At 69.9% G+C, this 20,025-nt stretch carries 18 protein-coding genes; 8 read left to right on the top strand and 10 right to left on the bottom strand.

Features of this window, described 5'->3' with window-relative positions; translation table 11 throughout:
- Nucleotides 1-449: 449 nt before the first annotated feature.
- Nucleotides 450-809 (top strand): type II toxin-antitoxin system VapC family toxin, encoded by a 360-nt coding sequence (locus ACFUJR_RS28975; RefSeq protein WP_383168818.1) that lies wholly within the window; start codon nucleotides 450-452, stop codon nucleotides 807-809.
- Nucleotides 810-927: 118 nt separating this feature from the next.
- Nucleotides 928-2,589, top strand: coding sequence for an N-6 DNA methylase (locus ACFUJR_RS28980; protein WP_383168812.1), 1,662 nt, complete (start codon nucleotides 928-930; stop codon nucleotides 2,587-2,589).
- Between the two features lie 12 nt (nucleotides 2,590-2,601).
- Here ACFUJR_RS28980 and ACFUJR_RS28985 read toward each other — a convergent pair whose 3' ends face one another.
- The 6 genes from ACFUJR_RS28985 to ACFUJR_RS29010 form a co-directional block, all read right to left on the bottom strand.
- Nucleotides 2,602-4,758, bottom strand: a complete 2,157-nt coding sequence (locus tag ACFUJR_RS28985; protein ID WP_383168809.1) for a UvrD-helicase domain-containing protein — start codon at nucleotides 4,756-4,758, stop codon at nucleotides 2,602-2,604.
- Nucleotides 4,759-4,802: 44 nt separating this feature from the next.
- A complete protein-coding gene (locus tag ACFUJR_RS28990; protein ID WP_383168806.1) occupies nucleotides 4,803-6,017 on the bottom strand; it encodes an McrC family protein in 1,215 nt (404 codons plus the stop codon).
- Nucleotides 6,014-7,876 carry a DUF4357 domain-containing protein gene (locus tag ACFUJR_RS28995; RefSeq protein WP_383168803.1) on the bottom strand — a complete coding sequence of 621 codons (1,863 nt, stop codon included), beginning with the start codon at nucleotides 7,874-7,876 and terminating at the stop codon, nucleotides 6,014-6,016. The genes ACFUJR_RS28990 and ACFUJR_RS28995 overlap by 4 nt, the downstream gene beginning before the upstream one ends.
- A 108-nt stretch (nucleotides 7,877-7,984) precedes the next feature.
- Nucleotides 7,985-9,634 (bottom strand): hypothetical protein, encoded by a 1,650-nt coding sequence (locus ACFUJR_RS29000; RefSeq protein WP_383168801.1) that lies wholly within the window; start codon nucleotides 9,632-9,634, stop codon nucleotides 7,985-7,987.
- 24 nt (nucleotides 9,635-9,658) lie between these two features.
- Nucleotides 9,659-10,051, bottom strand: coding sequence for a hypothetical protein (locus ACFUJR_RS29005; RefSeq protein ID WP_383168799.1), 393 nt, complete (start codon nucleotides 10,049-10,051; stop codon nucleotides 9,659-9,661).
- Nucleotides 10,048-12,432 carry an AAA family ATPase gene (locus tag ACFUJR_RS29010; RefSeq protein ID WP_383168797.1) on the bottom strand — a complete coding sequence of 795 codons (2,385 nt, stop codon included), beginning with the start codon at nucleotides 12,430-12,432 and terminating at the stop codon, nucleotides 10,048-10,050. Before ACFUJR_RS29010 ends, ACFUJR_RS29005 begins: the two co-directional genes overlap by 4 nt.
- A 689-nt stretch (nucleotides 12,433-13,121) precedes the next feature.
- On the opposite strand from ACFUJR_RS29010, the gene ACFUJR_RS29015 reads away from it, so the two are divergent.
- The 3 genes from ACFUJR_RS29015 (at nucleotide 13,122) to ACFUJR_RS29025 (ending at nucleotide 13,988) form a co-directional block, all read left to right on the top strand.
- Nucleotides 13,122-13,253 carry a hypothetical protein gene (locus ACFUJR_RS29015; protein ID WP_383168795.1) on the top strand — a complete coding sequence of 44 codons (132 nt, stop codon included), beginning with the start codon at nucleotides 13,122-13,124 and terminating at the stop codon, nucleotides 13,251-13,253.
- Nucleotides 13,254-13,358: 105 nt separating this feature from the next.
- Nucleotides 13,359-13,625 (top strand): hypothetical protein, encoded by a 267-nt coding sequence (locus ACFUJR_RS29020; RefSeq protein ID WP_383168792.1) that lies wholly within the window; start codon nucleotides 13,359-13,361, stop codon nucleotides 13,623-13,625.
- Nucleotides 13,626-13,760: 135 nt separating this feature from the next.
- Nucleotides 13,761-13,988, top strand: coding sequence for a hypothetical protein (locus ACFUJR_RS29025; protein ID WP_383168789.1), 228 nt, complete (start codon nucleotides 13,761-13,763; stop codon nucleotides 13,986-13,988).
- 15 nt (nucleotides 13,989-14,003) lie between these two features.
- Here the strand turns inward: ACFUJR_RS29025 and ACFUJR_RS29030 are convergent, their stop codons facing one another.
- Both ACFUJR_RS29030 and ACFUJR_RS29035 read right to left on the bottom strand, forming a co-directional pair.
- Nucleotides 14,004-14,618 carry a hypothetical protein gene (locus tag ACFUJR_RS29030; protein ID WP_383168784.1) on the bottom strand — a complete coding sequence of 205 codons (615 nt, stop codon included), beginning with the start codon at nucleotides 14,616-14,618 and terminating at the stop codon, nucleotides 14,004-14,006.
- Nucleotides 14,619-14,665: 47 nt separating this feature from the next.
- Nucleotides 14,666-15,901, bottom strand: coding sequence for an AAA family ATPase (locus ACFUJR_RS29035; RefSeq protein WP_056557557.1), 1,236 nt, complete (start codon nucleotides 15,899-15,901; stop codon nucleotides 14,666-14,668).
- 256 nt (nucleotides 15,902-16,157) lie between these two features.
- Between ACFUJR_RS29035 and ACFUJR_RS29040 the strand changes: the two genes are divergently transcribed.
- Entirely contained in the window at nucleotides 16,158-16,766 is a 609-nt protein-coding gene (locus tag ACFUJR_RS29040) for a hypothetical protein (RefSeq protein WP_383168781.1), read from the top strand.
- Here the strand turns inward: ACFUJR_RS29040 and ACFUJR_RS29045 are convergent.
- Nucleotides 16,747-17,301, bottom strand: a complete 555-nt coding sequence (locus ACFUJR_RS29045; protein ID WP_383168778.1) for an ATP-binding protein — start codon at nucleotides 17,299-17,301, stop codon at nucleotides 16,747-16,749. The genes ACFUJR_RS29040 and ACFUJR_RS29045 overlap by 20 nt on opposite strands.
- 168 nt (nucleotides 17,302-17,469) lie before the next feature.
- Between ACFUJR_RS29045 and ACFUJR_RS29050 the strand changes: the two genes are divergently transcribed.
- Entirely contained in the window at nucleotides 17,470-18,339 is an 870-nt protein-coding gene (locus tag ACFUJR_RS29050; protein ID WP_383168775.1) for a Scr1 family TA system antitoxin-like transcriptional regulator, read from the top strand.
- Nucleotides 18,336-18,521: a DUF397 domain-containing protein gene (locus ACFUJR_RS29055; RefSeq protein ID WP_383168772.1), complete on the top strand. Its 186-nt coding sequence runs from the start codon at nucleotides 18,336-18,338 to the stop codon at nucleotides 18,519-18,521. The genes ACFUJR_RS29050 and ACFUJR_RS29055 overlap by 4 nt, the downstream gene beginning before the upstream one ends.
- Before the next feature lie 66 nt (nucleotides 18,522-18,587).
- Here the strand turns inward: ACFUJR_RS29055 and ACFUJR_RS29060 are convergent, their stop codons facing one another.
- Nucleotides 18,588-19,943, bottom strand: coding sequence for an endonuclease domain-containing protein (locus ACFUJR_RS29060; RefSeq protein ID WP_383168769.1), 1,356 nt, complete (start codon nucleotides 19,941-19,943; stop codon nucleotides 18,588-18,590).
- Between the last annotated feature and the right edge of the window lie 82 nt (nucleotides 19,944-20,025).

Here is a 20,025-nt window from a genome sequence, read left to right on the forward strand (position 1 = left end):
AAACCGCGCCGTCCGTGCGTCAAACGTGCGTCACGCGCGTCAGATATGCGTCAAGATATCGCGCCCAAAGCACGTAACGCCCATCACGCACACTCGGAGAAACGGCAGGTCAGGAGCCCTTCGAGGCGGGCTCAAGGATCGCGACGCACTCGACATGATGGGTCATGGAAAACATGTAGAGCCAAAAACAGGTTAATGAAAACCGCAGGTCAGAGACACGTGGTGCGCAAAACGGACTCAAGATCCATGTGCACTACGTGCGCCATGGGCGCTACGCGCGGCCTTTCGACGCACGCGTACTGCCCCTCGACGGCCCGGAGGCCGCCACCAAGCCGGGGCGAGCTCGCGAGCGTGATCTTTTCGCCGGACGGCGAAGGCTCGCCGAGACTGCACAACGCGACCACGAGGTCCGCAAGCCGCTCGCAGTCGCTTGTGACGCCGGCCTTCAAGTGATCGCCTCGGCCGCCTGCCCGCCAAACGGTCACGCCCGGCTCGCCCTGGCCCGCACCGACGACCTCCGTGTGATCACCTCGGCAGCCGCCTTGGTCGAAGTGGCCCACCCCCGCATCAACCGCCCGGCCCTGGAGTGGACACTCTCCCGCCTGGTCGTGGAACCGATCACCGAGCCGATCGCCCGCCACGCCGCCATCCTGCTCGCCGACGCCGGCCCGCAGGGCCACAAGTACGCCATCGACGCCATACTCGCCGCCACCGCACTGGCCTCACCAGGGCCGGCCACGATCCTTACTTCCGATCCAGAGGACCTCACAGCGCTTTGCCGCGGGCACGCCACCATCATGAAGGTCTGAATCCCACCGCCGCTCACGTTCTCTGCACAAGCGGATGACTTCCGTCCCAGATGAACACGTTGACGACGTCAACGCCCAACACTTACCGCGTGTCTGCAATGGCGTGTACGGTTTCCGTATGAGGGATGACGCGGGTGCAGTAGACCCTTTGATCACCGGGGCCGAGATCGCTCGCATCGCGGGCGTGACACGAGCCGCTGTGTCGAACTGGAGACGCCGCCACAAGGACTTCCCCGCCCCGGCGGGAGGCAGTTCGGGCACACCTCTGTTTTCCCTTACCGATGTACGGGCATGGCTCGCGAACCAGCGGAAGAGCCATGACGTGTCCGACGAAGTCCGGCTCTGGCAGGCGCTCCGCGCGTCGTTCGGCGATGACATGATCAGCGGCCTGTCTTCGGTCGCAGCATTCCTTTCGACGGGAAATCCGTCTGGTCTCGACTCCGCAGCGGCTGCGATCGTCGCCTCGTCAGCACAGAGCGCCACACCAACCGACGTGGCCGACGGACTCGTCGAACGCTTTCAGGATTCGGCGCGTCGCAGCGGCTCGGATCAGGTGACCTCGGCGAGGATCGCCCGGGCGGTCGCTCACTTTGTGGGCCCTTTGCCCAAGGGCACCACCGTCTTCGATCCCGCCTGCGGGATCGGGGTCCTTCTCATGGTTGCGGGGGACGACGGCAGTACGGTCATTCGCGGGCAGGAGATCGACCCCGAAGCAGCACGGTTCGCGGAACTCCGAGCCAAGTTGAGCGGCCGAGCCGATGCGGTGATCCAAGCGGGTGACTCGCTGCGGGCGGATGCCTGGCCCTCGCTCCGCGCCGACCTCGTCGTGTGCGAGCCTCCCGCCGTCGGCCCGGACTGGGGGCGCGAGGAACTGCTCCTCGACGCACGATGGGAGCTTGGCACCCCCTCCAAGGCGGAGGGGGAGCTCGCCTGGCTCCAGCACTGTTACGCCCACACCGCCCCTGGCGGCCGCACGGTGATCGTCATGCCGTCATCCGTGGCCTACCGCAAGGCTGGACGCCGAATCCGGGCGGAACTCGTACGGCGGGGAATCCTCGCCCACGTCATCGCGCTACCGGGTGGAGTCGCCTCCTCGCACTCCGTCCCCGTACTGCTCTGGATCCTCCGCCGCCCGAAACCGGACGACACGACTCCGTCACACGTCCGCATGGTCGACCTGACGGGCAACGATCCGGACGGACCACTGGAACCCACCAGCGACCAGGTCGCCGACATCCCCCTCATCGACCTCCTCGACGAGACCGTGGACCTCACGCCGAACCTTCACATCCACCGTTCCACCCAGGACTTCCGGGCGGAGTACTGGTCCCTGCGCGAAGAGATCGAGCAGCAGCTCCAAGCGCTGGGCGCACTCCTGCCGGCCTTGCGGGAAACGGCGGGAGAAGACTCTCTGGACACAGCCACGGTCAGCCTCGCGGATCTGTCCCGAGCGGGACTGATCGAGGCGGGCGCCGGCGGCCCCCAATCCCTGAGTCCTCAACTCGATACGGACTACCTGCGCGGCTTTCTTCAGAGCGCGTCCAACGTCCGCCGCTCGACCAGTACCAGCGGAACGCACCGTGTGGACGCGCGGGCGGCCCGCATCCCGCAGATGGCGGTCGCCGACCAGCGTCGCTACGGAGCCGTCTTCCGTTCTCTCCAAGAGTTCGAGGAACGCGTCGCGAGTCTGGCCGAACTGGGGAAGGAGGCAGCCGCTCTGGCCCGGGAGGGGCTGACCAACGGAGCCCTTGCACCTCCTGCGGACGATTCCGGCGAGTGACCCGTCGGCCGGTCAGGGGAGTTCGGAAGGCAGGGGCACGAACGGGCTGGGCTTTCCGCTCCAGGACACGTGCAATGCTTCCCTGGCCCGTGTGCAGGCGACGAAGAGCAGGCACCGCTCACGCAGCAGATCGGCCTCGTTCTGCAGCCTGTCCATCGCGGCCGCGGTGACCTCACGGGCGAACGGGAGTGCGCCGTCCGAAACCCCGAGTACACCGACGCCACGAAACTCCAGCCCCTTCATCGCGTGCATCGTCGCGAGGCGCACCCCTGCCGTTCCCGCCCCCGGTCCCTCCTTGACCCGGACCACGGGAATGCCCCGAGCCGCGAGCCTGTCGTACACCTTGTCCAGGAGCAGGTGGAAGCGGGCGCACACCCCGATCTCCTCGGGGCGCATGCCTTGGCCGATCCACTCCTCGATCCGCTCGACGATCGCGTCCACTTCGACCTGCTCGGAAGCATGACCTCTGACGTGAGGGCGTCCTCCGTGGAGCAGTGAGCGGTAACCGAGGAGGCTGTCCGCACCGTCGCCCCCGAGATCCTCGACGTCCATCTCCTTCAGAATGCCGGTGGACCAGCCGAGGATCTCCTCCGTACTGCGGTAGTTGATCCGCAGCCGACCGCTCCGGCCGGTCACCGTGATGCCCAGTGAGGCCAGGGAGACCCTGGAATCGTAGATCCGCTGATGGGGGTCACCGGTGATGAAGAGGTCGTCGGGTCCACGGCCCACGGCTGCCCGCAGCACCCGCCATTGGGCTGGATGCAGGTCCTGCGCCTCATCGACGACCACGTGGTCGTAGTCGTGGCCGTCCGAAGCGACCTTCCCTTCCAGCAGCCGTGCCGCCTGGGCGCAGACATCGAGGTGGGTGCGGCCGCCTCGGGCAGCAAGTTCGGCCCGGAAGAGCTCCACCGCCTCCCAGACGCGCTCTCGCTGGGCTACGGGCAGCGCCGAGCCGCGTCCTCTTCGCACCGCGCCCCGGTAGGCGTCGAGCGTGTCGATGCCCTGGGCGAGTACGACGTGGCGATATTCCTGGGCGAGGAACTGCTCCGGCCACGGAAGGCCGAGGCGTTTGCCGACCCGCTGCCAGATCTGCCGCTCCTCACGGTCTCCGACGAGGGACGGCGTCCGGCCGCCGGCTGTCTGAAGGGCTCGGTGCGCGTAGGCGTTCACCGTCGTCACGTCGACCCTGCGAAGCTGCGCCTCATCGCCGTCGAGCAGCAGCGCGAGGTTCTCGCGCAGGCTCGCCGCGAGAGCGTTGGTGTACGTGGTGAGCAGGACCCGGCTGTCCTCGGAGTGGGACAACAGGTGCTTGACGCGATGCAGGGCGACGACAGTCTTGCCCGTGCCCGGGCCTCCGGTCACCTGCGCCGGTCCGCCGTAGGACACGCGGTAGGCGACGCGCCGCTGGGAGGGGTGGAGGAAGACCCGCCAGGCGGCGAAGGGCTTCTCCAGGATCTCGGCCAGTTCGTCCGGCCCGGTCACGAGCGTGATGCGGCTTCTGGTGTGGAGGATCGCCGACGCGAGGTCGTCCGCGGGGTCTTCAGGAGCGTCGGCGGGCCGCCGTGCGGTGACGACGTCACGGTAGACCTCTTCCGGGCTGAAACCCTCCGCGAGGAACTGGAGGACTTCGAACTGGTCCTCGGGAAGCAGGGTGCCGGACGCGTCCAGCTGTGCCTGGTCCGTGATCGTGCGCACGGCACGCAACACCTGTGCATCGATACCGAGTTCCCGCAGCACGGTGTCCGAGTGGGAGGCGAAGAGCAGGGCGGGGGCCGTGGCCGCCGCCGCCTCCAGGGCCGGCGTCAGTTGCTCGATGGCGACGACGTTGCGGACCTCCAGGCCGCGGGTGGCGGTGTTGACCGTGTAGAGCCGCTTGGCCGCCCAACTGTAGGCGCCGTCGTGCGGCACGACGTTGATGAGGAGGAAGACATCGCTGCCGTCGTTCGGGGCGAGGACCACTCCCCGCCAGAAGTCGTTGATCCGGATGGTCCTCATCCGTGGATCGCGCGCCTTGTCCACCGACTCCAGGTGAAGCCCCTTGTCGGCGTGCAGTTCCGCGACGGTGAGCTGTTGGAACTTGGCCATCGCCTTGCGCACTCCGGCTTTGACGGGCTTCTCCAGCACGTCGTAGCTCTCCCAGAAGCTGTTCGCGAAGGCGAGCTGGGGCACGGTGGGCTCCTTACCTCGTGGCGTGCGGCGCGGCCGAAACGATCTTAGAAGGAGCCGGGTCCCGCGCCCTCGGCCATCAGGCGGGCGAGGTCCCGGACCATCCCGAGCAGCTCCGTCGGCGGCCCTTCCAGGTCCAGGACGTGCTGGTGGATGACGATCCCCGCGTTCCGGACACGGTGGGAGGCGTGAAGCGCGCCGCCCCTGGCGTAGATCAGATGCCCCTCGGGAAGACCCAGCGCCGTGCAGTAGGCGAGCATCTGGTAGAGGTCGGCGTCCGGGAAACCGTCGGGCTTCTGCGCCTTGTACTTGGCGTCGGCCACGTTCAGCGGGCGGCCGCCGTCCCCGTACCGGAGGAGATCCGGCCTCATGCGGATGGTCCCGTCCGCGTCGAGATGCACTCCCTTGGCCTGGAGCGCGCAGTGTCCGCCATACGCGGCGAGGGCCTCACGCAGGGCTACGCAGACGAAGTCCTCGAAGAGTTTGTTCATGTCGAGCAGGAATCCGTCGACGGTGACGTCACCCGGCAGGTGCTCGGGCGACTCGCGGCGCAGGACGGCCTCCGCCAGCCGCAGCGCGGGCTGGTAGCGGAGGTTCAGACGGCTCGGCCGCCACCGGGGCGGAGCGGCGCCGCGCAGCAGGGGCTCGGCGTCGATGAGCCGGGCCCGTTGGTGCTGGAGGGACCGCCGCACTCCGGCCGGGACGCGGGGCAGACTCAGCAGCCGCTCCGTTGCCGCCCGCAGCAGCCGGTTCTCGGGGATGTCGGTGGTGTACTCGTCGTAGGCCACTTCCAGGGGAAACAGCCGGCCGTGGTGACGGCGCACTTGGTCGGTCTCCCTGAGCCGACCGCGAAGGACAGGGGACGCCTCTTCCGTGTGCCGGTAACCCTGCAGCACTCCTTGCCTCAGGGCTCGCTCCTGCGCCCTCTCGTAGGTCTGGGCGAAGAAGGGAACCAGTTCCGTGTGCGCCGACACCTCAACCGTGCCCTCTTGGTGGATCCGCGGGTTCAGGGCGTACCCCAGGAGGAAGAACAGGTGGGCGATCGGCACCTTCGGGGTGACTCTCAGGGTGACGGGGTCCTCCCCCGGGGCCCTGACCACGAAGGCTCCGACCTTGCTCCCCGCGCGCAGCCGCCATCCCCCGGTCCGGTACGGGTCGGGCGCCGCGTCCACGATCCGGGAGGCAGCGAGTGCCCGGCCGATGGCCGTCGGCAGGTCATGGGTGGTGTGCGGGGCGTGTTCGACGAGCTGGATGCCGGTCACGCGTCGGGCTCAGCCGGGCCGGCAGCCGGTGCGATGGTCGCGCGAAGGGCTTCGAGACCGTAGGTCTTGGCGATGTCGATTCCCTCTCCGTAGTGATGCTCCTCCAGGAGCGGAAGGATCTTGGTGCGCCAGGTGCGGTCGAGGCCGCCTTCCCGGTAGACCGCCTTCTTCATCAGGTACGAGGGGCCGATGCGGAAATCGGGGTCGTCGATGCGGGAGTTGAGCGCGTCCAGCAAGTCCGCCGGCTCGGGTCCGCGGTCCTGGGCCGCGAGCCAGCGGCGCAGCAGCCCCTGGGTGGGCTCGGTACGCGGCGAGAGCTCCACGAAGGCGAAGCGCCGGCGCATGGCCGCGTCGACAAGGGCGATGGAGCGGTCGGCGGTGTTCATCGTCCCGATGACGAAGAGATTGGACGGGAGGGCGAAGTCGTCGCCCGAGTAAGTCAGGCGGACCGACTTGTTCCGGTACTCCAGGAGGAAGTAGAGCTCTCCGAAGACCTTGGCCAGATTCGCACGGTTGATCTCGTCGATGATCAGGAAGTGCGGGATGTGGCGGTTTCCTTCGCGGGAGGCGAGGTCGGCGAGCTCCCGCAGCGGGCCCGCCGTCAGCCGGAAGGCGACCTCCCGGGTGTCGGGGTCCTCCTTCGGGCGGAACCCTTCGAAGAAGTCCTCGTACGCGTACGACGGATGGAACTGCACCAGCTTGACCCGTTCGGGCCCGCCTCCGAGGAACTCGGCGAGTTTGAGGGCCAGGTGGGTCTTGCCCGTGCCGGGCGGGCCGTACAGCACCAGCTGCCGTTCGTCCCAGAGGAGGTCCTTCACCTCGCGCAGCCACTCCACGTCGTGGACGAGCAGTTCGTCGGCGAGGGCCTGGCCCGGCTCGGGAAGCTCCAGCTCACGCCGAGCCGCGAGGGCCGGGACGGTCTCGCTCGGGTCGCGTTCCCGGGACACGGCCTCGTCGGCGAGCTCCTCGTCGGTACGGCCGAGTCCGTCGATGAGGGCCTGCACGGAGGTGAGGTCGACGACGTCGTGCTGCGCCGAGAGCTTCTGCTGGAGTTCCTCGGGAAGCTCGTCGTAGGCGTACCCGCTGCTCTGCCAGTCGACGGGGCGGCGCAGGTTGGAGCGGCCGCCTTCGGAAGCGGTCTGCTCGACTGTGCCGGTGATCTCACCCACGTACAGGCGGCCCCCGGAGATGCCGCACACCGTGTCGCCCGGTTTCATCCAGGAGAGGAACGCGTACAGCTCGTCGACGAGCTCCAGCTTCTGGTTGTAGGTCGCCGTCGTCCCGTAGTCCTCCTCGACGAACGCTCTCAGCCGCTCCTTGCTCGCCCCCTGCGCCACTCCCTGGCGCAGCCGCGCGGCCGACAGCGTGACCCTGCCCTCGGGGAGCCAGAGCCGGTGGACGAGGTCACTGCCCGCCACGTTCGAGCCGCGTACGAGCCAGGCCCGGTTGGGCCCGGAACGCACGCCCTCCATGAAGTCGGACAGCGGTGTGCCCGCCTCGGTGCGCCACTCCTCCCAGCCGTTGCGCGGGGCGCCGACGAGTATCTCGGCGGCGGCGGACGGCGATCCGCACTCGACGTCAGCGGTCAGCTCCAGCCATCCGGGCCAGCGGTCGGACGGCGCGAGGACTCCGGCGGCTCTCAGCTCCTCGCGCCGCCTGAAGGTGCCGCTGAAGTGCTTGGGGAACGACGGCATGACGTGCTCCCGGGCCGGCGAACCGGCCCGGACCAGGAACTTGCGGCTCCCGTTGGTGCCGACGGCGTCGAGGAGGACGCCGACCGCCCGCCCGATGCCGTCCCCGCCGGGCAGCCGCAGCCGGAACTCCGGGTACTCGGCGGGGTTGCCGCTGTCCTCGTTCACGCACACTCCTGGTTCACGTACGTTCCTCGTTCCCGTGAGTCCTTGGACACGGGCAGGGCATATGCCCGAAGGCCGGTGCCGAGAAGGACCTTAGCCCCGCTCCGTACCTCAGGTGAGGGTGTTGGTGAGGTGCGGCCCGATGTATCCGATGAAGATCCCGTGCTCGGCGCGGGCGGCGTCGTGGTAGTGCAGGCGTGGAGCGACGGTGTTGCCGCCGCCGATCCTCACGTGCGCGCCCATGAACAGCCGGCAGGCGGGATCCACGTTTTCCGGGACGGGGAAGGTCCGTTCCTTGCGCCAGACGGTGTTCGTCTTCACTGTCCTGGACTCGTCGCGCACGACCTTACGGGGCGATATCGCGTGCCTGCCGCCCGGAGCGTCCTCGCACCACTGCTTGAAGTCACGGAAGGCCGCGCCGTCGGCGGGGCCGTCGACCGAGACGTCGGCGTAGTCCCGAAGCGCCAGCAGCGCGTCCCAGGCCATACGGACCCAGGAGGAACCGTACGCCTGGTCGTCCAGTTCCAGGGTGATCTTCCTGGCTCCGGTGAAGTGCACGCGAGGCATCTCCTCGATCCGTTCCAGGATCTCCGCGAAGGACTCGGGGACAGCGGGACCGCCGTCGTCCGGGGCGTATGCGGCTTCGGCGGCGCCGAGGGCGAGCAGGCGCTTCTGCACAGTGACGAGCTGGACCCGGGTCTCATGCAGTTCCCGGTACTGCTCGTCGTACTCGGCGATCAGCGTGATCTCGTCGCTCCTGGCGCGCTGGAGTTCGTTCTTCAGGTCCCTGATCTCGTCGGCCCGTACCCGCTGCTCGCGCCCGGCTTCCTCGAGGATCTCGAAGAGGGCGTGGTTCTCGTCCCTCAGCCGCTCCAGCTCGGAGCTGCCCGAGCTCTCCTTGGTACGCGCGCGCAACACGGGTACCGCGTCCAGCTCGGGCGGCAGTGGCGCCCGGGTGGCGAGGCCCTGGGGAAGCTGGGCGAGCAGGCGGCGGGCCCGGGCCGGGTTCTCGGCGACGACCCGGTGCGACATGACGCGGTGGCGCTGGCCGTCGGCCGCCCAGGCCGGGTCCACACCAGGAAGGAAGGTCCGGATGCCGCCGCCGTACACCCGGTGGTACTCCATGAGCCGGTTGAAGCGGTTGTCCGCCCCGGGCGCGAGGGCGTAGAGGATGGCGAGGCCGGCCAGGGGACGGACCAGCGGGTCCAGGGTCCGCTCCAGCCAGACATCGAAGTCGGCCCCGTTCGGGGCGGTGGCCATGACGATCGGCAGACGGCGCTCCGCGTCGCACAACTCGTCGATGACGGAGTCGATGTCGGCCGCCTCGACGACCTGTGGCATCCGGGTCACGTCCGCGAGCCCGTCGCGGGCCTGGAGAACGTCCAGCAGGCTTGCCGCGAGGCGGGGGGTCTTTGCGGGCGTCGGCAACGTGTCCGGATCGTCGGGAAGGTGCTCTACGTCCAGCTGTACGCGGGTCGGCCGGCTCTCCGTCTGCCTGATCACCAGGGTCGTCTGCCAGGTGCCGTCCGGGGCGGTCTCCCGGAGGCGCCAACGCCCGTACGCCCCGCCGGTGCCGGTCGCCGAGTCGTGGTCGAGCGTGACTCCCCGGGCTATCTCGTTGCGTCCCTCCGCGAACGCCTGGATGTCGTAGTTCTTGGGCGGTTCACGCAGCCAGTCCCGGAGCCGGGCGTCGACCTGCGCACCGGTGCTAACGTAGTCGAGGCCGCTGGTGACGACCATGCGGTAGCGGCGTGTGTCCATGCCGTGGTCTTTTCGGTGCACCGGTCAGGCTTCGGTCCGCTCGGGTCCTTGGCGGAGGGCGGCGAGCAGTTCGACGACGTCGTCGTGCCAGGCCCTGACCTCGCCCGGGGTGGGCGGGAGTTCGTACGTGTGGTGGTGGCAGGCCGCGCTGAGCGCGGACCACACGGCGTACCACTGACGGGCCACGGAGCACGGGGCGTACCACTCCAGACAAAGCGCCTTGGTACGGCCACGGCTGTGCGCCATGGCGGGACTGACCCGCCGCCAGAAGCCGTCCATGGCCTCGTCCAGGGCCAGCCGGAGCAGGGCGGCGGCGGCTCGGGCGCGGAGTCCCGGCGCGAGGGTGTGGGGAACACCGGGGGGAGGGAGGAGCAGATGACGGGCGGCCGCGGCCAGTTCGTCGGGGGTAAGGGTCATCGGCCGCGCACCGCCTTCGCAAGGCGCTCGGTGTCCCGGACCAGGTCCATGCGGTCGCCGATCGGGGTGAGGAGCTGGTGGGCGCCGGCGTTGCACCGTTCGATGAGCGCGCGGGCCCAGGGGCCGTGGTCCTGGGCGACGGCGGCGAGGACCTGGGCGGGTTCCATGGTGCTGTCGTAGAAGGCGAGCGCGGCGAGTTCGGTGAGCTTGTGCGCCTTGCCGATCCTGGCCTCGATGTCGGCGTGGCCGTGGCCTTCGGCCCGCACGCGGCGCCGTGCGGGTTCCAGGTAGGCGGCCTCCAGGGCGCCTCGGCACATCTGGGGCAGGACGCGGTCGGCGACGTCCTGGGGCACGTTCGGGTCCTTGGCGACGGCCCGGGCCTCGCTCAGCGCGAGGGAGACCGGGTCGTCGGTGCGGGTGACCTTGACGACGGAGTCGGTCTGCCGGGAGACCTGCATGATCGTCGCGGGGATGCGCAGGTGGCGGATGGCCTGCTGGAGGCGGGTGTCGTGAGTGAAGACGATCACCTGGCGGCGCTGGGCACAGGCGTGGAGGACCCGCGCGAGCCCCTCGACCTTCTCCGGGTCCATGGACTGCACCGGGTCGTCGATCACCAGGAACCCGAAGGGGCTGTCGGGGTGGGTGGCGCGAGGGAGGAACAGCGAGAGGGCGAGCGAGTGCAGTTCGCCCTGGCTCATCACGCCGAAAGCGGGCGCGTCCATGGCGTCCACGGACACGTCGAGCTTCACCTTGCGCTGGTTGGCCGTCCCCGTGAGGCCGATCGAGCCGAGCGTGACGCTGCTGCGCTCGCAGAGCAGCTTCCAGATGGTCTGCGACTGGTCGGCGAACGGGCGCAGCCGCTCCTCGCGGAGTTCGTCGGTGACCTTCTTGAGCCAGGTCTGCGCGTCCTTGAGCCGCTTGCCGAGCGATGCGGCCTCGGCGGCCCGGTCGGCGGCGGCCAGCCATTCGGCGAGGCGCACCCCGAGCGGCTGCCAGCCGGCGTCCTGATCAGCGAGCAGGCGGGCCGCCTGCTCGCTCTCCTGCCGGCAGGCGTCGGCGAGGGCGGCCGAAAGGCGCTCGACCTGATCCGCCAGCGGGCGGGGGTCGGTCGCGCTCCGACACAGGGACCATTCCCGCCAGAGGGCGGCGAGCGGCGAGTCCTCCGGCCGGAGCCATACGGGGACGGGCTGGACGAGATCGTGGACGGCGCGGATGGCGCCGCGCAGGTCGTCGCGCGCGGACTGCGCTTCCGCGGCTTCGTGCTGGAGCCGTTCGACCTGCTCCCGGGTGCGCACCGCCCAGTCGTCGTCGAGCAGTCCGGGCGTGTCGCAGACGGGGCAGTCGGCGGTCCGCGCCCGCCGCCGGTGGTCGAGCGCCCGCTCCAGGAGGTCGGAGAGACGACGGGCGTCCTCGGCGGAGCCGGACCGCGCGTCATCGGCCCGGGCCGCGGCTTCCCGCAGCCGCGTCACGGCACCGCTGATGTCGCTCAGATCAGGCCCTTCGAGGGTGGAGAGCCCGCGCAGCCTTTCGAGTTCGGCGGTGTCGCCCTCGGGCCGTGCGGCAAGGAGGGTGCGAACGCGTTCGCGGTCCGGGCGGCGTGCGGAGAGAACCTCCACGGCCGCGACGGCCCTCGGGTCGCCGGAGCCCCGCAGTTCGCTGAGGACCGCGGCTGCCAGGTCGGTGGCCTTCTTCTCGCCGTCCTTGATCGCCTTGAGGCGGGCTCCCGCCTCCTTGTAGGCCTCGGAGAGCTGCTCCAGGCCGAGGATCTGGGCGAGTCCGTCATGGAGGGCGGTCATGGGGCCGTTGATCACGGCGCCGAGTTCGCTGTACGAGAGGAACGGCCGGTACAGCGCGAGCTCCTCCGCGCCGACGACCTCGCCCAGCTCTCCGCCGGGCAGGCCTGGCCGGTGGACCGCCACCCGTGCGTCGCCCAGCCCGTCGCCGTGCCAGCTCCTGCGGACGGTGACGGGCGTGTCGGCACCGTCACGGCGGCACTCCACCTCCACGCGGGGAGCCGCCGGATCGTGCAGATTCCGCCACCCCTGCCGCCAGATCTGAGTACGGTCCTGCCAGCGGAAGTTGTCGCCCGTCAGTGCCATCTCGGCGGCCTCGGCGAAGCTGGACTTACCGGAGCCGTTGCGTCCGGCGACCACGGTGAGACCCGGTGCGGGGGTGAGGCCGAGCGTGGTCTCCGGGCCGATGCCTCGCCACCCGGCGGCCGTGATGGAGCGGAGGAAGAGAGGACCGGTTCGGGAGGCGCTTCCGGCCCGAGTCCCGGGGAAGAGGTCGCGCAGCAGATCCGCCGTCTCCGGCACCAGGCCGGCGGCGGCCAGGCGCTGGAGGACGAGGTCACGGAGGGAGGGGTGGGGCTGGTCGCTCACGGTGTGGCTCCATGCACGGGAGGCGGCGGGTGTGACGGCGAAGTCCGAACCCGGGAGCCCCAGAGTGGCGCAGAGATGTTGACGCCGTCAACGGACATTTCCCGCCACACTTCATGCGAATCTGTGTACGATCGCGGATCCGGGCGGCATGAGTGACAGTCAGACGGCCGCACGGCCGCACCTCTTGAGGAGAAGCTCAACCGTCATGAGACTTACGGACCAGCTGACCCTGCGGCGGTCAGGCACCCGTGCAACGCGCCACGGAGCCACCTGCTCCGGATCCACGGAGAACGGGACCGCCGTGGAATGGCGTCTCGTCCTGCCCGGTCGCCCTCAACTCACTCTGCACGACACCCGCTGGGACAACGGTGAGCGGGACCTGGTCCTCCACCAGCCGTCGGTGGTTCCCGAGATGCCCGCCCTCCTGGCCAATCTGCACGGCCGCCGCCGCGCAGGCATCGAGGCCGTGCCCGCCGGAAGGGGGCGCCTGCGCCTCATGGCCTGGACCGTCATACCGAGGACCGGCTCGGACCGGGCCGGCTTCAAGAAGTCCCTCACCATGGCGCAACTCGCCGCACAATGCGGGCTGCCGCTCCTGCGGACTCTGACGAGCCGTCCCGGCGTCACGCTGGAACCCGCCTTCGACCAGGAGGACCTCCCCCCTGGTCGATCTGGAGCACCCTCAGGATGTGAAGCCTCTCCAGCACGCGCTGTACTTCCCCGTGGACGACGACGAGACGCCGGTCATGGCGTACGTCATCACCCGGGTCATGCCGACGCTCCGCGCGGTGGGCTGGCTGCCGTCCTCACCCGCCTTCTGACGTCTCGGGCCTCGCCCCCACGTGTCAGTGCCACCCGCTAGCGTAGGAGGCCGAGCACCACCCCTGTCGGCGTGCACTCGGGTGGAGACGGCAGGGGAGGACGACATGGCGCGACAGATGGCGGACGAGACGTTCCGTACCGACCAGGAGCGGAACCGGTACGCGGCACACGTCCGCGCGATCAACGAGCTGGTCGACGGCCTGCGGGACCAGGACGGCAGGGGCTGGATGCCGTACGTCGCTCCTTGGCACGGCGGAACCGAGGCGCGCGTGCTGTCCGTGCTGCGCGATCCGGGGCCCAAGACCCAGGACGGCACCGGCTCGGGCTTCTTGTGCACGGAGAACGACGACCCGACCGCCGAGCGTCAGTGACGGGCCTTCGAACAGGCCGGCATCAACGCCCGCGACGTCACGCCCTGGAACGCCTACCCCTGGTACATCAACCGGAAGCCCGACGCCTCCGAACAGAAGGCCGGCGCCGAGGCCCTCGTGCGCCTCCTCGGACTGATGCCGGACCTCCGCGTCGTCCTGCTCCAGGGCGGCGACGCGCAGGCCACCTGGCGGCGGCTGGAGAAGGCGTACCCGACCCTCGCCGCCCAGGAGCGCTTCCGGGTGGTGCGTACGTACCACCCGGGCCGGCAGGCACTGTGGTCGCCCGACCCCGAGGTCCGCGCGGCGCGCGAACAGCACCGCGAGGACGCGCTCCACCAAGTGGCCGGCATACTCCGGGCCTGACCACTCCCCTGGTGCTCAGGACCAGCTGTCGAGGTCCCGGACGAAATCGTTGTACGAGTCGTTCCTGCCTTCCAGGGCGGCGATCAGGCCGTGCGCAAGGGCCTCGCGGGCGACGAGGGGACCGTCACTCTCTCGGAAGAGTGGCACGCCAAGCCGTCGCCTGAGCTCTTCCTTGGGCTCCTTGACCCGCCCCGAGTCCCTTCCCCGTAATTGCTCGGGGACCCTCCACCTCGGGCGCACATGGGGGAAGGCGTCAGGGAACAGGAGGAGCCAGCCTTCGGACTCCCACGCGGCAAGCGCCAGGGCGGCAGGGAACCCGCCGCACTGGCGGCCGAGTTCACCCGCAACCGCTGCTCGGACTCTGCCGTAGTCCAGGTCGGTGAAGCCGTCCAGGTCTTCGTGGACCACGAACCCCACGAGTTGCGCCCTCTGCTGAACCGCCTTGGCACGCGCCTTGCCAACGAGCGCTTTCACCGCCGCGGACAGGTCAGGACCGGTCTTTCTCCGCAGCCTCACAGGGTCGTTGATGCGGACCAGCTTGGCCGTCGCACCGAGGTCGGGCCGGTGCGCGCGTATCAGCGCCGCCATGATCTCGCAGTCGTTCTGGTCCTCACCGGCGAGAACGATCACTCGGCCTTGCCTACTGGTGCGCCGGCCCACGCTCCGACCACTGGCGCTCACAGTTCACCTCCGGTGAGGTCGCCGCCGAGCACACCCGAGAACCACAGCTCGCCGAGCGGCTGATCCCCCGATTCCTCGACGATCTCCTCCACCTCCCTCACCGTCAGCGCGGGAATGATCGAGGCACCTTCCTCATCCCGGTCACAGACGACGAACTCGTCGGGACGGAGCCGGTTCACGAGCGCGGGTGAGTGGGTGGCGACGATGAACTGGGTACGCTCGGAAGCTTCCCGCAGCCGCTGCACGACGAGTTCCAGTGCCTGTGGGTGCAGCCCGTGGTCGATCTCCTCGATGCAGGTGAAGGCCGGCGGATGAGGGTCGTAGAGAAGGGCAAGGAGTCCGAGCAGACGGACCGTGCCATAGGAGGCGTCGGCCAGAGGGGTCAGGCGGCGCAGGCCATGTTCACGCAGGACGACCGTCAGCTGGTCGGTCGAACCGCCGACCTCCTCGAACTCGATGTTCTCCAGTTGCGGAAGAACCTGGCGAGCGTCCTCGACGAGGCTCTCCCAGATCTCGTCCCGGCCGCTGAGGTGGATCAGGAACGCGGCAAGGTTCTCGGCGTGCGGTGACAGCGTGGCGAGGTCGGCGACGCGCAACCGGGTGGGCATGCGGGCCGCGGCCACATCGACGTCGAAGACCCGGAAGGAGGACAGGCGGTCCGCGACACGGGTCACTTCGTCGCCGCCGTCCGCCGGACCGAGTCTGGGCAGTGTGGACAAGCCACTGCTCAGCCGTCGAATGCCGAAGCTGCCGCTGTCCTGTTCCTTGCCGGCGCGCCTGTCGAGCACACGGGCTTCTTCGCCGGAGATGGTGATGCGTCGCCCCCGCCCCTGCTTCCGCTTGAACTGAAAGCTCTCTTCGCGGGACAGGGTGTAGGCGGCCCGGCTGCTGTCCCGGTTCGACGGCAGAGAGCGGCGCCGGATCGTGAGGCTGTACTCGTCGGGCGCATTGAGAGTGGAATTGCTGGTCCAGGTGGCCTTCAGCTGGACACGCATGAACGTCGGAGGTTTCGCACCGCCCCAGAAGGCGACCTCGTCGAACCCTCCTCTGGTGTCGAGCGCAGGCTGGAGATCCGTACGAATGATGTCGGCCAGGAAGTCGAAGACCTTCAGCACATTCGACTTGCCCACGCCGTTCGGTCCCACCAGCACGGTCAGTGGACCGAGTGGGACGGTCACGTCACGCAGGCTTCGGAAGTTCTCGACGTGCAGTTCGAGGAGACGGCTGGGCATGAAAGGAACCTATCGGGTGGGGGACCAGAGTGAAGGCCGATCGCGCAACAACTGGCCCCACTGTCGCGCCGCGTCTCTGGTCGCCGCCATGCTGTCGCCTCGACGTGGCGACGCTGTGGCGTGAGCAACTACGGAATCAGTACAGGGAGGAGACTAGCCCGACCGGCTGACATCATGGGCCCAGCGCTATATCGAGCACCTTGCTGTCTCTTCGTATTCGGCTCCGATTGTCAGACCGGAACTCCACCAATGGGACATGCCCACTCTCAGCGCCGCCCAGTTGCTCGCCGCCCATGTTCGGGCCGTCCTCGGCGACGGCCCTTTCGCTCTGCCCGGCGGCTGGACGCACATGGGTGCCGTCATCTGCGATGTCAGTTTCCAGGCACGCCGGAAGTACCAGTCGACCGTCCGGCCGCGACTTCTCCGACTTCAGTCCGCATGGCCGGAAGCCGTCACGGTGCGCGGCTTTCAAGCACGCCTGGCCACGGAAGACCTTGCCGTCGCCATGGACTTCAACAGCCCCGGCAGGGTCGCTACAGCGCACGCCCTCACCGATCTGCTGGCCGCCAGAGGTGTCGACACCCGAGACGATCTCCATGAGTGGCTCGACCGCCAGGAGAACCGTGCGGCCCTTCGAGCGGTGAAGGGCGTGGGGCCGAAGAGTGTCGACTACATCGGCAACCTCGTCGGCCGGTCTCAGGTCGCGGTGGACGTGCACCTGAGGTCGTTCGCAGCGGCGGCAGGTGTCCCAGACCTCACATACGAGGAACTGCGAACCGCGTACGAGGTGGCCGCCACCCTCCTCGGGCGCGAACCGGGGGCACTGGAGCACGCGGTCTGGCGGTTCAAGGCACAGGCGGGCTGACGGTCGTACGGGGATGCCGCTGCTCAGCGCTGCCGGGATTCCTCGCCGGCCCTCTGCCCGGCGAGGAGTCGGACGCGGGGGCCTGAACTCGCGCGAACGGGTCCTCGACCTCGGCCCACACCGTCTTGCCGCTCGGCGGGTACGACTCCACACCCCAGCGGTCGGCGAGGGCGGCGACCAGGAGGAGCCCTCGGCCCGACGCGGTGTCGGAGGGGATGCCTCCGGGGCCTGGCGATGGGGTGGGAAGCCGTTCGCCGCGCGGGTCGGTGACCTCGATGCGGACACCGCCGGACGCCGCCGCGCAGGTGAGGGCGACCCGGAAGTCACGGCCCTGGACACGGCCGTGCAGGACGGCGTTGGCCGCGAGTTCGGCGGTAATCTGTACCGCCCGTTCGGCCACGCTGGGTGACACCTCCCAGGCCGTCAGCCGCTCGGCGACGAGCAGGCGGGCGAGGCGGGCACCGCGGCGGGTCGAGGACAGCTGCTGGGCGAACGTCCATACGGTGGAGTGCTGATGGGGCGTGATCGCGTACATGAGGTCAGCGTGGCGGGGGCGCGGGAGCACGCGCCAGGAGCGAGACCCGTACGCTGCGTCAGCGTACGGGCACATGCGGTAGACGGTACGGGGGCGACGCGTCACGCTGAGTGCTGTCGATCGCCGGGACGGCGGTCGAGGTACGGGTGCGTCGGGAGGTGGCCACGGGTGGCTGAGGACGTCGAGATCGTGACGGACGGGGCGGACGAGACGGACGAGCAGGGCCGGGAGCCCGATCCGTCGGACAGCCTGCGGACCTTCGGGGCCGTCGTCCAGGCCCTGCGGGAGCACGCGGGGCTCAGCAGGGCCGAGTTCGCGGAGATCGTCCGGTTCTCCAAGCACACGGTGGAATCGGTGGAGTTGGGGCGGCGGATGCCGGACGAGGCGTTCGTCGAGCGAGGGGAAGGGGCCCTGGGGAACACGGGGGCGCTGCGGAGGTCCGCCCCGTTCCTCACCCGCGCCGAGGCGGGTCTCGCGGTGTGGTTCCGGCGGTGGGCACGCCTTGAGAAGGTGGCGGTCAGCCTGTACACGTACGAGTGTCGGCTCGTGCCGGGGCTGCTGCAGTCGGAGGCGTACGCGCGGGCGGTGTTCGACAACAGTATCCCGCTGCTGACGGAACGGCAGTTGGAGACCCGGCTCGCCGCACGCCTGAAGCGGCAGAAGATGCTGTACGAGCGGCCGACCGTCCCATTCAGCTTCATCGTGGAGGAGCATGTCTTCCGGCGCAGGCTGGGCGGGGCGGAGGTGCAGCGGAGCATGTTGGACCGAGTGCTGGACCTGATCGCACCGCGCAACGTGACCCTGCAAGTGGTGGCGCTGGAGGCCGAGTTCCACGGCTGCCTGGACGGGCCGGTGCAACTCCTTGAGGCTCCGGACGGGCGGCGGCTCGGGTACTCCGAAGGGCAGCAGAACGGGCGGCTGATCTCCGACCCGAAAGAGGTGAGTCTGCTCTGTCAGCGCTATGACACACTGCGCTCACAGGCCCTCAACCCCAAGGAGTCGCGGGGCCTGCTGGAGCGTCTGCGAGGAGAGCTATGAGTACGACCGAACTCGCCTGGTTCAAGTCCAGCTACAGCGGGACCCAGGGCGACAGCTGCGTCGAGGTCGCCGTCACCCCGCAGGCCGTCCACGTCCGGGACTCCAAGGACGTGGAGCGCCGGCCCTTCGCGGTCGACCGTGAGGGCTGGACGCGGTTCGTGCGGTACGCGGCGGAGGACTGAGCGGCACGCCCGCCCGGTGTCACGCGGGGGCCGCCCGTCGCCGTACGCGGCGGGCGGCTCCTCACCTCAGAACAGTCCCAGGCCCTCGCCGCCGGGGTCCACTACGACCGGCCGGGGCTGGGCGGGGAGGCCGTCCAGGCGGTCGGGGCCGGACGCGGCGGCCACGGCGGGGGCCGTCTCGGCGAGCCAGCCACGGAACCGCTCGGCGGCCTCACGGTAGGGGACCCGCGCCAGGACACGGTGCTCGCCGGCGGGGCAGAGATCGACCGTGACCGTGAACAGGCAGGACCGGGGCGCATTCTGACTACCCGCCCAGGACACGCGCAGGGTGCCGCAGGGCTGACGTCCGCCTGGGGCCCGGTGGGTCGGGCGCAGTGACCGGCAGGCTATGAAAGCGGTCCACGCGGCGAGGTGCGGCAGCGGCAGGGTGGTGCGCGCGCGGCAGCCGGTGCAGCGGTGCCAGTGGCGAAGCCAGTCGTCGGCGTCGGTGTGGAAGAGGCGGGAGTAGCGGTTCGCGACGCGGACGTCGTTGGCGTACAGATGGTCGGGGCGTTCCCGCGTGTTGCAGGACTGGCAGACGGGGGCGCGGACGTAGCCGTGCTCGTGGCAGTGGTCGAGCACTGCGGCGGGCGCGCCGCCGCAGACGGCGCACACCCACTCGGCCACCTTCTGGGAGATGCCGGGCTTTCTGCTGAGCACCGAGTACAGCTGGCCTTCGAGCTCCCTGCCGTACGGGCGCGGTGAGGCGGCGGGGCCCTCGGGGCTCGTCGCGCGCCGCCCGTCGGCGTCCCCGGCCCGCCGAGGGCGGGAGGGCGGCTCGGCCACGGCCGTGTCCGTCTCACTGATCCGCGCGGCTCGCAGCCATCGCGTCTCGGCGTGCTCGGCCGCGTCGAGCAGCCTCACCACCGCGCGCGGCAGCCACCACGTCCGCCGGGTCCCGTCGGGGGTGTGCTCCACGAGTAGCCGTCGCCAGTCGATCCCCGCCAGATGACACGGCCGGCCGTCCTCGTGCCGTGCCCCGCGCCCGGAGCCGCCCGGCTCCCCCAGTTCCCCCGCGACGCGCCACCGCCAGCGCAGCGGCGTCTCCTCGTCGCGCTCCGGCTCAGGCTCCGGCTCCGGCGCTCCGTGGAACGGGCCGACGCGGACCAGGTCCCGCCGGTCCATGACCACCGCGTTCAGTTCCGCGGCCGCCCGGCGTACCTCGCGCTCCGCGACGCCCCACCGACCGCCGCCCACCCTGGCCGTCGCGACCACGCGGCTCCCGAGCAGGACGTACCCCGTCCGGGCACGGGCGGGCGAGCGGGTGAACGCCCCGGAAGCCGTCGGCACGGCACCGCCGGCCGTCAGCCCGACCCACAGCGCGTCGGCGGCGTCCAGGGTGATCAGGCCGTCCGTACGGCCGGGCACGACACGCTCCGTCATACCGACAGGCTAACGGCGCCGACACTCCGACGGGCCCGAGCGCCCGGTCGGGACACCTGGTCGCGGTCGGCGAGGGTTCGCA

Origin of the sequence: Streptomyces sp. NPDC057271, from assembly GCF_042668715.1 — a bacterium.
Classification (GTDB): domain Bacteria; phylum Actinomycetota; class Actinomycetes; order Streptomycetales; family Streptomycetaceae; genus Streptomyces.

Bases quoted from the DNA above. Each gene is read 5' to 3' on its own strand.
- ACFUJR_RS29045 (WP_383168778.1), bottom strand. From the start codon at position 17,301: ATGTACGCGATCACGCCCCATCAGCACTCCACCGTATGGACGTTCGCC.
- ACFUJR_RS29060 (WP_383168769.1), bottom strand. From the start codon at position 19,943: ATGACGGAGCGTGTCGTGCCCGGCCGTACGGACGGCCTGATCACCCTG.
- ACFUJR_RS29005 (WP_383168799.1), bottom strand. From the start codon at position 10,051: ATGACCCTTACCCCCGACGAACTGGCCGCGGCCGCCCGTCATCTGCTC.
- ACFUJR_RS29040 (WP_383168781.1), top strand. From the start codon at position 16,158: ATGCCCACTCTCAGCGCCGCCCAGTTGCTCGCCGCCCATGTTCGGGCC.
- ACFUJR_RS28980 (WP_383168812.1), top strand. From the start codon at position 928: ATGAGGGATGACGCGGGTGCAGTAGACCCTTTGATCACCGGGGCCGAG.
- ACFUJR_RS29025 (WP_383168789.1), top strand. From the start codon at position 13,761: ATGCCGGACCTCCGCGTCGTCCTGCTCCAGGGCGGCGACGCGCAGGCC.
- ACFUJR_RS29035 (WP_056557557.1), bottom strand. From the start codon at position 15,901: ATGCCCAGCCGTCTCCTCGAACTGCACGTCGAGAACTTCCGAAGCCTG.
- ACFUJR_RS29000 (WP_383168801.1), bottom strand. From the start codon at position 9,634: ATGGACACACGCCGCTACCGCATGGTCGTCACCAGCGGCCTCGACTAC.
- ACFUJR_RS29055 (WP_383168772.1), top strand. From the start codon at position 18,336: ATGAGTACGACCGAACTCGCCTGGTTCAAGTCCAGCTACAGCGGGACC.
- ACFUJR_RS29020 (WP_383168792.1), top strand. From the start codon at position 13,359: ATGGCGCGACAGATGGCGGACGAGACGTTCCGTACCGACCAGGAGCGG.